At 61.9% G+C, this 15,064-nt stretch carries 7 protein-coding genes; 5 read left to right on the top strand and 2 right to left on the bottom strand.

Annotation, left to right across the window (positions count from 1 at the left end; genetic code table 11):
• Positions 1-65: 65 nt before the first annotated feature.
• Positions 66-3,005, bottom strand: a complete 2,940-nt coding sequence (glnE, locus tag ABVN20_RS16100) for a bifunctional [glutamate--ammonia ligase]-adenylyl-L-tyrosine phosphorylase/[glutamate--ammonia-ligase] adenylyltransferase (RefSeq protein ID WP_368556697.1) — start codon at positions 3,003-3,005, stop codon at positions 66-68.
• Positions 3,006-3,389: 384 nt separating this feature from the next.
• Between glnE and aceE the strand changes: the two genes are divergently transcribed.
• The 5 genes from aceE (at position 3,390) to msrA (ending at position 14,039) form a co-directional block, all read left to right on the top strand.
• The gene (gene aceE / locus ABVN20_RS16095; protein WP_368556696.1) at positions 3,390-6,035 is read left to right on the top strand and encodes a pyruvate dehydrogenase (acetyl-transferring), homodimeric type; all 2,646 of its coding nucleotides are present in this window, start codon (positions 3,390-3,392) and stop codon (positions 6,033-6,035) included.
• Positions 6,036-6,046: 11 nt separating this feature from the next.
• The gene (aceF, locus tag ABVN20_RS16090) at positions 6,047-8,011 is read left to right on the top strand and encodes a dihydrolipoyllysine-residue acetyltransferase (protein WP_368556695.1); all 1,965 of its coding nucleotides are present in this window, start codon (positions 6,047-6,049) and stop codon (positions 8,009-8,011) included.
• 1,041 nt (positions 8,012-9,052) lie between these two features.
• Positions 9,053-10,435 (top strand): alkaline phosphatase D family protein, encoded by a 1,383-nt coding sequence (locus ABVN20_RS16085; RefSeq protein WP_368556694.1) that lies wholly within the window; start codon positions 9,053-9,055, stop codon positions 10,433-10,435.
• Positions 10,436-10,627: 192 nt separating this feature from the next.
• Positions 10,628-13,321, top strand: coding sequence for a putative bifunctional diguanylate cyclase/phosphodiesterase (locus ABVN20_RS16080; RefSeq protein ID WP_368556693.1), 2,694 nt, complete (start codon positions 10,628-10,630; stop codon positions 13,319-13,321).
• 70 nt (positions 13,322-13,391) lie between these two features.
• Positions 13,392-14,039, top strand: coding sequence for a peptide-methionine (S)-S-oxide reductase MsrA (gene msrA / locus ABVN20_RS16075; RefSeq protein ID WP_368556692.1), 648 nt, complete (start codon positions 13,392-13,394; stop codon positions 14,037-14,039).
• A gap of 110 nt (positions 14,040-14,149) precedes the next feature.
• Here msrA and ABVN20_RS16070 read toward each other — a convergent pair whose 3' ends face one another.
• The gene (locus ABVN20_RS16070; protein WP_368556691.1) at positions 14,150-14,986 is read right to left on the bottom strand and encodes a 23S rRNA (adenine(2030)-N(6))-methyltransferase RlmJ; all 837 of its coding nucleotides are present in this window, start codon (positions 14,984-14,986) and stop codon (positions 14,150-14,152) included.
• Positions 14,987-15,064: the final 78 nt, after the last annotated feature.

The raw sequence follows: 15,064 nt of genomic DNA, 5'->3' as shown, positions 1-15,064 counted from the left end.
CATGGGTTGAATGTGCTGGCGCCATCGCGAGCAAGCTCGCTCCTACAGTGGCCTGGGCGAGGCCTTCAGCTTAGCCCCAGTTCACGCCAAATCCGCATCACCTGCCGCCGTTCGTCCACGAACTGGTCGCCCGGTATTACCCCCGGATCCTTCTGCAAGGCCTGCCGGTGAGCGGCGGAGCGGTAGGCTTTATAGGCCTCGCGCAACAGGCTGGCGTCTTCGGCAGGCATCAGCCCTTCGTGTTCCAGCTCTTCCAGAATGCGGATATTGTCCGTCCAGCGCAGCAATGGCGGGTGTGTTTCGGACCACGCCAGGGCGGCGTATTGCACCATAAATTCAATATCGACGATACCTCCGGCGTCCTGCTTGAGGTCGAATGGCGCCGTGGCCTCAAAGGCATTCGCCGCCGTGCCGGCCCCGGTGCTCTTGCTGCCCAGGTTATCGCGCATCTTGGCGCGCATCTCGCTGACCTCCTGGCGCAGCTTCGCCAGGTCACGGGTTTTGCCCAAGATGGCGGCGCGCACTTTCTCGAACGCCTCGCCGACATCCTGGCTACCCACCAGCACCCGCGCCCGCACCAGAGCCTGATGCTCCCAGGTCCAGGCTTCGTTTTCCTGGTAGCGGGCAAACGCCCCCAGCGAACTGACCAGCAGCCCCGACGCCCCGGAGGGTCGCAGACGCATGTCCACTTCGTACAACTGGCCGGAGTTGGTCTGGGCCGTGAGCAAGTGGATGATCCGCTGCCCCAGCCGGGTAAAGAACTGCGCACCGTCGATGGATTTCGGCCCGTCGGTTTCCGCCTGCGGATCGCCGTCGTGGATGAACACCAGGTCCAGGTCGGAACCATGGCCCAGTTCCAGGCCGCCGACCTTGCCATAACCGACGATGATGAAGCCCGGATCGCACAACGTGCCGTCGTTGCGCAACGGTGTGCCGTACTTGGCCACGGTCTGGCGCCAGGCCAGGGCCAGCACCTGCTCGAGAATCGCTTCGGCCAGCCAGGTCAGGTAATCGCTGACCTTCATCAACGGCAGGTGTCCGGCGATTTCCGAGGCGGCGACGCGCAGGCGGTGTGCCAGCTTGAAATGGCGCAGGGCTTCCATTTGCTGCTCGAGGTCGTCCTCGGGGATGCGCGTCAGGCGCTCGCGCAATTCGGCCGCCAGCTCCGGCGCCAGCGGTGGCTTGAACAACCGGCCTTCGTTGAGCAGTTCATCGAGCAACAGCGGGAAGCGGGTGATCTGCTCGGCGATCCACGGACTGGCGGCGCACAAGGTCAGCAGGCGGCGCAAGGCTCCGGGGTTTTCGGTCAGCAGCACCAGATAGGCGGACCGCCGGGCCACGGCTTCCACCAATGGCAGTACACGCTCGAGCACCAGGTCGGGATTGCTGTGCTCGACAGCCTGGGCCAGCAGCCTTGGAATAAAGGCATCCAGGCGCTCGCGGCCCAAACGCTGCATCGCCCGCAACTGCGGGCTGCTGCGCAGACCAGCCAAGGCTTTCAGGGCTTTGCCGGCATCGCTGAAACCGCCCTCTTGCAACTGACGGCATGCCGCTTCTTCGTCCTGCGCTTCTTCCCACAGCGGCAGCCATTCGCCGCCGACCACCACTTCGCTTTCGGCGCCCGCCTCTTCATCGGGATCAGCGATCACCTGGCCAAAGTGCCAGGCCACTCGATCACGCCAGAACATCAACCGTTCATGGAAGGCCGCCCAGTCATCAAAACCCAGCATAAAGGCAATCCGCGCCTGATCCTGTGCGCCGTCCGGCAGCATCTGGGTCTGGCGATCGGCAATCGCCTGGATCGCGTGCTCGGTGTAGCGCAGGAACTCGTAGCCTTCGCGCAACTCGCTGACCACCGCGGGCGGCAGGTAGCCCTGGCCTTCGAGTGTGCCCAGTACCTTTAATAGAGGGCGCTGCTGCAGGCTCAGGTCGCGCCCGCCGTGGATCAACTGGAACGCCTGGGCGATGAACTCCACTTCGCGAATGCCGCCGGAGCCGAGCTTGATGTTATCGGCCATGCCCTTGCGCCGCACTTCCTGCTGGATCAGCTGCTTCATGGTGCGCAGCGCTTCGATGGCCGAGAAGTCCAGGTAACGCCGGTACACGAACGGCCGCAGCATTTCCTGCAATTGCGCGCCGCTGACCTGGTCGCCCGCCACCACCCGCGACTTGATCATCGCGTAGCGTTCCCAGTCGCGGCCCTGGTCCTGGTAATACTGCTCCAGTGCATTGAAGCTGAGCACCAGTGCACCGGACGAGCCATACGGACGCAGGCGCATGTCGACGCGGAAGACGAACCCGTCGACGGTCATCGGGTCCAGTGCCTTGATCAGGCGCTGGCCAAGGCGGATGAAGAATTCCTGGTTATCCAGCGAGCGCTTCACCCCGACGGTTTCGCCGCCTTCGGGGTAGGCGAAGATCAGGTCGATGTCCGAGGACAGGTTCAGCTCGACCGCCCCCAGCTTGCCCATGCCGAGGATGACCATCTGCTGCGGCTCGCCGCTGCGCCGGCCGGTCGGCACGCCGAACTGCTCGCAATGACGCTTGTACAACCACTGATAGGCCTGGTCGATGCTGGCATCGGCCATGTCCGAGAGGTCGCGGCAGGTCTGCACCAGATCGGCCTGGCGGGTCAGGTCACGCCAGATGATCCGCACCTGATGGCGGGTACGCTGGCGACGCAGGGCGCGGCCGAGTTCGTCCTCGGTCTGCGCCTCATTGACCGCTGCGGCGATTTGTCCGCACAACTCGCCCGGCGCGAAGGGACGATCCAGTTCGCCGGACTGCACCAGCGCGAGCAACATCAAAGGGTCACGAACACTCTGTTCAATGACGAAGTCGCTGGCCGCAGTGACGCGGGCAAACTGTGCCCAGCGTTCAGTGGTCCAGCTGGCCAGGCCATGGTCACCCCCGAGTGCCTCCACAGCCGCACGGAACGACTGCTCGGCGCGGGTGACCAACGGCAGGAGGATGCCGGGAAGTTCGGCAAGCGAAGGCAGGCTCATGGTCTATCCTTGATCGGCGTGTGGAGGGCTGCATGTAGTGTTTTTTCAGTTCGCACTACCTGATCGACTGTCGAACAAAGGTTAGAAATAGCTGAAAAATCTTCATTTTTGGCAGTCAGCATCAAGCTTTCACCTTTTATGGTTGGCAAAAGACCAACCTTAACGATTATTCTCACAACGCAGCTGGAGGCCATAAGCCGCTCACCTGTAGTTTTACTACTCGTATATACATTCGGATAGCTGAAATGCCCGATGATTTGTAGTAAAACTACACGCCGCCGGAACCTACCTCTCGGCAATCCAAGAATTCATAACGTCTGCCCACAAGGCCAGTCGCTCACTCAGGCAACCGATTCTGGTAGCCTTTCCGCCCTGGAGCAAGCCATGCAAGACCTCGATCCCGTCGAAACCCAGGAATGGCTGGACGCCCTGGAATCGGTTCTCGACAAAGAAGGCGAAGACCGTGCTCACTATCTGATGACCCGTATGGGCGAACTCGCAACCCGCAGCGGTTCGCAATTGCCTTACGCCATCACCACGCCATACCGCAACACCATTCCCGTTACCCACGAAGCACGCATGCCTGGCGACCTGTTCATGGAACGCCGCATTCGCTCGCTGGTACGCTGGAACGCGATGGCCATGGTGATGCGTACGAACCTGAAAGATTCTGACCTGGGCGGTCACATCTCCAGCTTCGCCTCCAGCGCCACCCTGTACGACATCGGCTTCAACTATTTCTTCCAGGCCCCGACCGACGAACACGGCGGCGACCTGATCTACTTCCAGGGCCACACCTCGCCAGGCGTCTACGCCCGCGCATTCATGGAAGGCCGCATCAGCGAAGAACAGATGAACAACTTCCGCCAGGAAGTCGACGGTCAGGGCCTGTCGTCCTACCCGCACCCTTGGCTGATGCCTGACTTCTGGCAGTTCCCGACCGTATCCATGGGTCTGGGCCCGATCCAGGCGATCTACCAGGCGCGTTTCATGAAGTACCTGGAAGCCCGTGGCTTCATTCCTGCCGGCAAGCAGAAGATCTGGTGCTTCCTGGGCGACGGCGAGTGCGACGAGCCGGAATCCCTGGGCGCGATCTCGCTGGCTGGCCGCGAGAAGCTCGACAACCTGATCTTCGTCATCAACTGCAACCTGCAGCGCCTCGACGGCCCGGTTCGCGGCAACGGCAAGATCATCCAGGAACTCGAAGGCGTGTTCCGTGGTGCGCAGTGGAACGTATCGAAAGTCATCTGGGGCCGTTTCTGGGACCCACTGCTGGCCAAGGACGTCGACGGCATCCTGCAACGCCGCATGGACGAAGTCATCGACGGCGAGTACCAGAACTACAAAGCCAAAGACGGCGCATTCGTGCGTGAGCACTTCTTCAACTCGCCAGAACTCAAGGCGATGGTTGCCGATCTGTCCGACGACGAGATCTGGAAGCTCAACCGTGGCGGCCACGACCCGTACAAGGTCTACGCGGCGTACCACCAGGCGGTCAACCACAAGGACCAGCCTACCGTCATCCTGGCCAAGACCATCAAGGGTTATGGCACCGGTGCCGGCGAAGCGAAAAACACCGCGCACAACACCAAGAAAGTCGACGTCGACAGCCTGAAGCTGTTCCGCGACCGCTTCGACATCCCGGTCCGGGACGAAGAGCTGGAAAACCTGCCGTTCTTCAAGCCTGAGCCAAACAGCGCCGAAGCCCGCTACCTGAGCGAGCGTCGTGCCGCACTGGGTGGTTTCGTGCCACAGCGTCGCGCGCAGAGCTTCAGCGTACCGACCCCGTCGCTGGACACCCTCAAGGCGATCCTCGACGGCTCGGGCGACCGTGAAATCTCCACCACCATGGCTTTCGTGCGCATCCTTGCGCAGCTGGTCAAGGACAAGGAAATCGGCCCGCGCATCGTCCCGATCATCCCGGACGAAGCCCGTACCTTCGGTATGGAAGGCATGTTCCGTCAGTTGGGCATCTACTCGTCCGTCGGCCAGCTCTACGAGCCAGTCGATAAAGACCAGGTGATGTTCTACAAGGAAGACAAGAAGGGCCAGATCCTCGAAGAAGGCATCAACGAAGCGGGCGCCATGAGCTCCTTCATCGCTGCCGGTACTTCGTACTCCAGCCACAACCAGCCGATGCTGCCGTTCTACATCTTCTACTCGATGTTCGGCTTCCAGCGTATCGGTGACCTGGCCTGGGCCGCTGGCGACAGCCGTACCCGTGGCTTCCTGATCGGCGGCACCGCCGGCCGTACCACCCTCAACGGTGAAGGCCTGCAGCACGAAGACGGTCACAGCCACCTGCTGGCTGCCACCATCCCGAACTGCCGCACCTATGATCCAACCTACGGCTACGAGCTGGCGGTGATCATCCAGGACGGCATGAAGAAGATGACCGAAGAGCAACAGGACGTCTTCTACTACATCACCGTGATGAACGAGTCCTACCAGCAGCCAGCCATGCCTGCCGGTGCCGAAGAAGGCATCAAGAAAGGCATGTACCTGCTCGAGGAAGACACCCGCGAAGCGGCGCATCACGTTCAGCTGATGGGCTCCGGCACCATCCTGCGTGAAGTGCGTGAAGCGGCGAAGATCCTGCGTGAAGAGTTCAACGTCGGCGCCGACGTCTGGAGCGTCACCAGCTTCAACGAACTGCGTCGCGATGGCCTGGCCGTCGAGCGCACCAACCGCCTGCACCCTGGCCAGAAGCCTAAGCGCAGCTACGTTGAAGAGTGCCTGACTGGCCGTAAGGGTCCGGTCATCGCTTCGACCGACTACATGAAACTGTTCGCCGAGCAGATCCGTCAGTGGGTACCGTCCAAGGAATTCAAAGTCCTGGGCACCGACGGTTTCGGCCGCAGCGACAGCCGCAAGAAACTGCGTCATTTCTTCGAAGTCGACCGTCATTTCGTGGTGTTGGCAGCCCTTGAAGCACTGGCTGACCGTGGCGATATCGAACCCAAGGTGGTGTCTGAAGCCATCGCCAAGTTCGGGATCGACCCGGAAAAACGCAACCCACTGGACTGCTGAGGAGAGATTCCGTGAGCGAACTCATTCGCGTACCTGACATCGGCAGCGGTGAAGGTGAAGTAATTGAACTGTTTGTGAAGGTCGGCGACCGTATCGAAGCCGACCAGAGCATCCTGACGCTGGAATCGGACAAGGCGAGCATGGAAGTGCCTGCGCCGAAGGCCGGTATCATCAAGAGCCTGAAAGTGAAGCTGGGCGATCGCCTGAAAGAAGGCGACGAACTGCTCGAGCTGGAAGTCGAGGGCGCCGCTGCTGCGGCCCCTGCGCCGGCTGCTGCGCCTGCGGAAAAAGCGGCTCCGGCCGCCGCCCCTGCTGCTGCACCCGCCGCTGCTCCTGCCGCCCCTGCTGCCGCTTCGGTCCAGCAGGTGCACGTGCCGGACATCGGTTCGGCCGGCAAGGCACAGATCATCGAGATCCAGGTCAAGGTCGGCGACACCGTCGAGGCTGACCAGTCGCTGATCACCCTGGAATCCGACAAGGCGAGCATGGAAATCCCATCGCCTGCCGCTGGCGTGATCAAGGCCATCAGCGTCAAGCTCAACGATGAAGTCGGCACCGGCGACCTGATCCTGGACCTGGAAGTGGTGGGTGCTGCGGCGCCTGCTGCTGCCGCTCCAGCCCAGGCTGCTGCTCCGGCCGCTGCTGCGCCAGCCCCTGCCGCTGCCGCACCGGCAGCCCCGGTTGCCGACAGCGTCCAGGACATCCACGTTCCGGACATCGGTTCGGCGGGCAAGGCCAAGATCATCGAAGTGCTGGTCAAGGCCGGCGACAGCGTCGAAGCCGACCAGTCGCTGATCACCCTGGAATCCGACAAGGCGAGCATGGAAATTCCATCGCCTGCCGCTGGCGTGGTGGAAAGCGTCTCCGTGAAGCTCGACGATGAAGTCGGCACTGGCGACCTGATCCTCAAGCTCAAAGTCAAAGGCGCCGCTCCGGCTGCCGCGGCACCTGCCGCCGCCGCTCCAAGCGCTCCTGCCCCAGCTGCCGCTCCGGCCGCTGCACCGGCTGCGTCGGCTCCTGCTGCTGCGCCAGTCGCTGCACCGGCCAAGCCGGGCGCCAAGGTTCACGCCGGCCCAGCCGTGCGTCAACTGGCCCGCGAGTTCGGCGTCGAGCTGAGCGCTGTCGGCGCCAGCGGTCCGCACGGTCGCATCCTCAAAGAAGACGTGCAGGCGTACGTCAAGGCCATGATGCAGAAGGCCACCCAGGCCCCGGCCGCTGCTGCCGGCGCCACCGGTGGTGCAGGCATCCCGCCGATTCCGGAAGTCGACTTCAGCCGCTTCGGTGAAATCGAAGAAGTGCCGATGACCCGCCTGATGCAGGTCGGCGCCGCCAACCTGCACCGCAGCTGGCTGAACGTGCCACACGTGACGCAATTCGACTCGGCGGATATCACCGAGCTCGAAGCGTTCCGCGTTGCACAGAAAGCCGTCGCAGAGAAGGCCGGCGTCAAGCTGACCATCCTGCCGTTGCTGCTCAAGTCCTGCGCGCACCTGCTCAAGGAACTGCCGGACTTCAACAGCTCGCTGGCGCCAAGCGGCAAGGCGATCATCCGCAAGAAATACGTGAACGTGGGCTTCGCCGTCGACACTCCGGATGGCCTGCTGGTACCGGTCATCAAGAACGTCGACCAGAAGAGCCTGCTGCAACTGGCCGCCGAGGCCGCTTCCCTGGCTGAAAAAGCCCGGACCAAGAAGCTCTCGTCGGACGAGATGCAGGGCGCCTGCTTCACCATTTCCAGCCTCGGCCACATTGGCGGCACCGGCTTCACGCCGATCGTCAACGCGCCGGAAGTGGCGATCCTCGGTGTTTCCAAGGCAACCATCCAGCCGGTCTGGGACGGCAAGGCCTTCCAGCCTAAGCTGATGCTGCCTCTGTCGCTGTCCTACGATCACCGTGTGATCAACGGCGCCGCTGCGGCACGCTTCACCAAGCGTCTGAGCGATTTGCTGGCGGACATTCGCACCATTCTGCTGTAACAACCGATTGGCCCTCCCTCACCGGAGGGCCGACCGCGTTCGCTGTTTTTCGAGCGCCACGCTCGTACCTCAACCCCGTCAATTTGGCGGGGCTTTTTTTTGCCTGCGGTTTTTCAATGGCCCTGCCCCCCCTGTGGGAGCGAGCCTGCTCGCGATGGCGGCCTGACGGGTGTACATATCCATTGCTGCGGTCACGCCTGCTATTGGTTCCGCCCTTACGGCGGGTGACTTTGACTCTCTGTAGGAGCGAGCTTGCTCGCGATGGCGTCTTTAGGGGTGTACATATCCGTTTCTGCGGTCACGGCCGCTTAAGGTTCCGCCCTTACGGCGGGTTACTTTGTCGCGCCAAAGTAACCAAAACGCCCCGCCCCTGACGTACGGCCCTTCGCTGGCGCTCCGGGTTCCCTCGCTCCGGTCCTGCTCCGTGGGCCCGCCGCCATCGGCCATCCTTGGCCGAGGGCGGCTAACCCGGCATCCATGCCGGGTTGCCCACTGCGCAGAACCTCCACTCGGCCTTCCGACGGGGCAATCTGTGGCGCCTGTGGGATCGTGGCTCTGTTTCAGTTTTTTGTGGGAGCGAGCCTGTCGAGGCGTCGAACCGTCGCGATGGTCGTTAACGATGACGTGGGCTGCCTGAATGCTTGCGGTATCTGGGCCGCCATCGCGAGTGAACTCGCTCCTACAGGTACGGTGGGGTTCCTGTGGGAGCGGGCTTGCCCGCGATGGCGGCCTTACGGTGTACATATCTGTTTCTGTGGTAACGGCCGCTTAAGGTTCCGCCCTTACGGCGGGGCAATCTGCGGCGCCTGTGGGATCGTGGGATCGTGGGTCGCGAGGGTCGTTAAGGATGACGCGGGCTGTCTGAATGTCTGCGGTGTCTGGGCTTTCATCGTGAAGCCTCGACAAATTTGTTCCTACAGATAGGGCTGACAGATCTTACGTACGCCATCCACTTCACCCCGGTATTTTTCCCCCGCCGATCTCTAGGCTGTGGCCAACAATCCATTGGCCAGGCAAGTACCCCTTCGAATGCAATTCAAGATGCTTATCCCCACTGTTGGCCCGATCGTTGGTCACACGACCTCCCGTCACGCGCGGATTTTCCTGCGTGGGGACGTTCAGGTAGGTGCCATGGTATTTGCCGGCCTGCGTTTTCGACGTGCGGGCGAGTCTGACTGGTCCAGCCCCGCGTTCATTCAGCTGACAGAAGCGCGGGATATGTGCGAGGTGGTGACCCTGACCCCGCTCGCGGCCAACACCGAATATGAGTACCAGGCAGGCTGGCTGCCGGCGCCTGGCTTGGAGGCGCTTGAGCAATGGTTGCTGCACTGGCCTGGCAAGGTCTATCGCTTTACCACGCCGTCAGACCGTTCTGCGCTGCCGAGGGGGTACATTGTCGGGTCCTGTCGATACCTGCGCATGACCGCCGGCCTGCCTTCGCTGCCCCAGCTGGGTGACCGGATCTTCGCTTCGATCCACCACCTGGCGCAGCGCAGCGAAGCCGCCGTCAACGCGTTGCTGATGATCGGCGACCAGGTCTATATCGACGATTTGAACATCATCGCACCTGACCGCGAATACAAGGCCATCCTGCACAAGTACCGCACAGCCTTCTCCCAACCGCACATTGCCAACCTGATGGCCAGTCTGCCGACGTACATGATCCTCGACGACCACGAGATCGAAGACAACTGGCCGGCCAACAGAAGTCCCCAGGACGATGTGCTCTACAACAATACGATGGCGGCGTACGAGCTGTACCAGGCCAGCCACGGCCCGGCCCTCGAACGGCGTGGCGATGGCACGGTCGAGGATCTCCCGCGGCGTTACTGGTACCCGATCACCCACGGCGATATCGAATGGTTCGTCACCGACAGCCGCAGCCGGCGCAATCTGTCCGCCGACAATCGCCGCATGCTTGACGAAGAACAGGAGGAGGCTTTGTGCAACTGGCTGATCCAGAGCCCCGCACGGGTCAAATTCGTGGTCACCAGCGTGATGTTCTATCCGGACGGCAAAAGCCCCGGCGGCGATGCCTGGAAGGCGTTTCCAGAGCAACGGCTACGCCTGCTGGAGACTATTCGCACACAGCGGATCAAAAACGTCTTCTTCGTCTGTGGCGATGTCCACGGTTCGCTGACCAGTCGACTGAGCCACAGCGAAGACCCCGACTTCGAAGTCCACACCATTGTCTCCTCACCGCTGTGCAACAGCCTGTTTCTGCCTTACGCCAAGGCCTCGACCTTCATCCTCGATCAACCGCTGGCCCGCACAGAGGCCGGCGAGTATCGCCACCAACTGACCAGTGCGGTGATCAGCCAGGACAATTTCGCCCACCTGCTGGTGGAAGCAGAGCAGTTGCGCGTCAGTTACTACGACAGGTACGGCAAGTGGCTGCAATCGCTGAACTTCACGTTGCGTTAATGCCCAGAGGGTCTGATACAGCAGTTTTCGCCCTAAACTGAAGAAATCTTCGCCTCTGCCGACATATTCTTATAGCACTTGGCCTTCATGTCTCTTGTCAGTCGGTGTCGCAATGATGCAACCTTGCCGCACGCAACAGTAAAGAGGGCGTGAGCCCGGCGCGATCAGCACTTTCGAAGCGAGTTTCCTTCCATGAAAAGCCAACCCGATGCCGCCAGCCGTATGGTGGCCGAGGTAGTGACGCAATTGCCGGTGCCCTCGCGCCTCGGCATGCTGCGTTTCGAAAGGCTGAATGAACCGAGCTGGGCCCTGCTGTTTCTCGATCCCAATTGCGAGCGACAGTTCGGCCTCCCGGCGGTGGAACTGTGCGCGCTGGTTGGCTCGCCCTACGCCAGCCTGATGGAACCGGAAGCGCGCTATCAGTTGCATGACGCCATTCAGCAGCAACTGGCCAACAATCCGCATTACCTGATCCGCTATACCCTGCACACTGCCGCTGGCACCTTGAGCCTGCTGGAACTGGGCGAAGCCTACAAACAACACAACAGACACCTGCTGCGCGGCTACCTGATGGTGGTCGACGGCGTCTTCGAGGGCGAGCCGCTGATGCCGGCGCTGGATCTGGAAACCCAGAACAGCCGCCTGCAAATCGCCCTGGAACTCAATCAGCGCGCCCAGCAGGAACAACTCCTGCACCTGGACCGGGTTCGCGCCCAGCAGGACCTGATCCTGCTGCTGACGCGCCAGCGCTACAGCACCGGCAACTCCCTGCAGGAGGCCGCCGAGCTGATTACCCGCAGCGCCTGTGACATCTACCAGATCGACTGCGCCAGCCTGTGGAACCTGGAAGGCTCGATGCTGGTGCCGATTTCGGCGTATCACCGTGGCACCCAGGCTTATGAGCTGCCCGAGCCGATCAACATCAGTGGCTTCCCCGATTACATGGAAGCGCTGCATGGCAGCCGTGCGATTGATGCGCACAACGCCAATATCGACCCTCGCACCCGGGACATGGCCGAAAGCCTGCGACCGCGGGATGTGAACGCAATGCTCGACGCCAGCATCCGCGTCGACGGCCAGGTGGTTGGCGTGCTGTGCCTTGAGCAGTCCGGGGAAACCCGTGCCTGGCAATCGGATGAAATCGCCTTCGCCGGCGAGCTGGCCGATCAGTTCGCCCAGGTCATCAACAACCACAACCGGCGCACCGCCACCAGCGCTTTGCACCTGTTCCAGCGCGCGGTCGAGCAAAGCGCCAACGCCTTCTTGCTGGTCAATTGCGACGGCGTGGTGGAGTACGTCAACCCAAGCTTTACCGCGATCACCCAATACAGCACCGAAGAAGTCCACGGCCAGCGGCTGGCCGAGTTGCCGGCCCTGGAGAACCTCAGCGAGCTGCTGTTCGATGCCCCTTCGTCGCTGGCCAAGAGCAACAGCTGGCAAGGCGAGTTCAAGAGCCGGCGGAAAAACCTCGAGCCCTACTGGGGCCAGTTGTCGATTTCCAAGGTGTATGGCGACAACCGCGAGCTGACGCACTACATCGGCATCTACGAAGACATCACCCAGACCAAGCTCGCCCAGCAGCGCATCGAGCGTCTGGCCTACACCGACAACCTGACCAACCTGGGCAATCGCCCGGCCTTCATCCGCAACCTCGATGAACGCTTCGCCCGAGACAGCGATACCCCGATCAGCCTGTTGCTGGTGGACATCGACAACTTCAAGCGGATCAACGACAGCCTCGGTCACCAGACTGGCGACAAACTGCTGATCAGCCTGGCGCGCCGCCTGCGCAACAGCCTGTCGCCGAGTGGCAGCCTGGCGCGCTTCGCCAGTAACGAGTTCGCCGTGCTGCTGGACAACACCGACCTGACCTCGGGCCAGCAGGTTGCCAACCAGTTGCTGGCAACCCTCGACAAGCCGATGTTCGTCGACAACCAGTTGATCAGCGTTACCGGCTCCGTGGGCCTTGCCTGCGCGCCACTGCATGGCCGCGATCCGCAAACCCTGATGCGCAACGCCGGCCTGGCGCTGCACAAGGCCAAGGCCAACGGCAAGCATCAGGTGCAGGTGTTCACCGAAGCGCTCAACGCCGAAGCCAGCTACAAGCTGTTCGTCGAGAACAACCTGCGACGGGCCCTGACCCAAAATGAACTGGACGTGTTCTACCAACCCAAGCTGTGCCTGCGCTCGGGTCGCCTGCTGGGTATGGAAGCGCTCCTGCGCTGGAACCACCCGGAAAAAGGCATGATCCGCCCGGACCAGTTCATCAGTGTGGCGGAAGAGACCGGCCTGATCATCCCGATTGGTAAATGGATCGCGCGCCAGGCGTGCCGCATGAGCAAACAGCTGACGGCCGCCGGCCTGGGCAACCTGCAAGTGGCGATCAACCTGTCACCCAAGCAGTTCTCCGACCCGGACCTGGTGTCCTCGATCGCCAATATCCTCAAGGAAGAAGCACTGCCACCGAACCTGCTGGAGCTGGAACTGACCGAAGGGCTGCTGCTGGAAGCCACCGAGGACACCCACCTGCAGCTCGACCAACTCAAGCGCCTGGGCCTGACCCTGGCCATGGACGACTTCGGTACCGGTTACTCGTCACTTAGTTACCTGAAAAAATTCCCCATCGACATCATCAAGATCGACCGCAGCTTCATTCACGAAATCCCGGACAATCAGGACGACATGGAAATCACTTCCGCAGTGGTGGCCATGGCGCACAACCTGAAACTCAAGGTCGTGGCCGAAGGCATCGAGACCGCCGAGCAGTTGGCGTTCCTGCGCCGTCATCGTTGCGACGTCGGCCAGGGCTACCTGTTCGACCGCCCCATTCCCGGCTCCGAGCTGATCGACAAGCTCAAACGCTACCCGCGCGGCCCAATCGCCTGACAGCGGCGTAACACTCGGGCACACTGGCGGTCTGATCAATCACATCTCAATCTGACTGAGGGGACTGCTTATGGTCTTGCGCTCGGAAATTCTGGTGAACAAAAACGTGCTACCTACCCAAGAACAAGCTTTGCCCGGCCGCGAAACCCCAATGACCCTGCCGGAAACCCATTTCGTCAACGGCACGCCGTTGCTCGGCCCATTTGCCGCCAACGTGGATTTTGCGATCTTCGGCCTGGGCTGCTTCTGGGGCGCGGAACGCCGTTTCTGGCAGCGCGAAGGCGTGGTCAGCACCGCCGTGGGTTACGCAGGCGGCTTCACGCCGAACCCGACGTACGAGGAAGTGTGCTCGGGCCTGACCGGTCACAGCGAAGTCGTACTGGTGGTCTACGAGCCGGAAAAAGTCAGCTACGACGAGCTGCTGAAAATGTTCTGGGAACTGCACAACCCGACCCAGGGCATGCGTCAGGGTAACGACATCGGCACTCAATACCGTTCGGTAATCTACGCCACCAGCCCCGAGCAACTGGCCGCCGCCGAACGCAGCAAGGCGGTATTCCAGGCGGAGCTGTCAAAAGCCGGCCAGGGCACCATCACCACCGAAATCGACCAGGCGCCAACGGTGTACTTCGCCGAGGCGTATCACCAGCAGTACCTGGCCAAGAACCCTGAAGGCTACTGCGGGATTGGCGGCACTGGCGTGACTTGCCCGATCTGATTCTTACCGTCCTGTAGGAGCGAGCTTGCTCGCGATAGCGATCTGTCAGTCGGAATCAACGTAAACTGATACACCGCCATCGCGAGCAAGCTCGCTCCTACAGGTAATTGCTACTCAGCGATCAACCAGTCCATCTTCCAGCCGCCCTGGGTCTGTCCCAGTTTCTCGGCCAGCCACGGCAGCAGCTCGCGCAGTTCCTCTTCCAGGCCCCACGGCGGATTGGCAATCGCCAGCCCGGAGCCATTCAGGCTGTTGGGCGTTTCCAGCGGATGCACCAGCAACTCCACGCGCAGCAGCTTGGGCGCGCCCGTGCCGGCCAGGTCCTGATAAAAACGACGCAACATGCGTTGGTCCTTCACCGGGTACCAGATCGCCGCCACCGTCTGGCGCATGCGCCCCACCGCTTCTTTCAGCGAGGCGGCACAACGTTGCATCTCATCGAGCTGCTCGAACGGCGGGTCGATCAACATCACCGCGCGCTTTTCCTGCACCGGCAACATGGCCCGAGCCACGTGCCAGCCTTCGCCCAGGTGCACTTTCACACGACGATCGCCGGCCATGTTGTCCTTGAGCAGCACGCCGTCTTCGGGGTGTTTCTCGTTGAGCATCACCCGGTCCTGCTGGCGCGTCAGCCGGCGCGCTAGCTCCGGCGAGCCAGGGTAATAGCGCAACTGGCCATCCGGGTTCATGTCGTGCAGCACTTTCATGTAGTCGGCGGTCAGCGCCGGCAGGTCCGGCTGATCCCACAAGCGCGCGATGCCTTCCAGGTACTCGCCGGTACGGTTCGCCTGATCGCCTTGCAGGTCATACAGACCAATGCCGGCGTGGGTGTCGAGATAGGCGAACGGCTGCTCCTTGCGCGACATCAGGGCGATGAGGCGGGTCAAGGTCAGGTGTTTGAACACATCGGCGTGATTGCCGGCATGGAAGGCGTGACGATAATTCATGATTGCTCCTGCGCAGGCCCGCCAGTTTACCTTGTGTGCCGGTGTACGTCCGCCCCCCTGCTTGCTCGCGATGATCGT

The organism is Pseudomonas sp. MYb118, from assembly GCF_040947875.1.
GTDB lineage: Bacteria > Pseudomonadota > Gammaproteobacteria > Pseudomonadales > Pseudomonadaceae > Aquipseudomonas.
The sequence above is the reverse complement of the archived record's forward strand: the minus strand, read 5'-3'. Positions and strand labels throughout refer to the sequence as shown.

Excerpts from the sequence above, each read along its gene's own strand:
- ABVN20_RS16070 (WP_368556691.1), bottom strand. The coding sequence starts at position 14,986 with ATGAATTATCGTCACGCCTTCCATGCCGGCAATCACGCCGATGTGTTC.
- ABVN20_RS16080 (WP_368556693.1), top strand. The coding sequence starts at position 10,628 with ATGAAAAGCCAACCCGATGCCGCCAGCCGTATGGTGGCCGAGGTAGTG.
- msrA (WP_368556692.1), top strand. The coding sequence starts at position 13,392 with ATGGTCTTGCGCTCGGAAATTCTGGTGAACAAAAACGTGCTACCTACC.
- glnE (WP_368556697.1), bottom strand. The coding sequence starts at position 3,005 with ATGAGCCTGCCTTCGCTTGCCGAACTTCCCGGCATCCTCCTGCCGTTG.
- ABVN20_RS16085 (WP_368556694.1), top strand. The coding sequence starts at position 9,053 with ATGCTTATCCCCACTGTTGGCCCGATCGTTGGTCACACGACCTCCCGT.
- aceE (WP_368556696.1), top strand. The coding sequence starts at position 3,390 with ATGCAAGACCTCGATCCCGTCGAAACCCAGGAATGGCTGGACGCCCTG.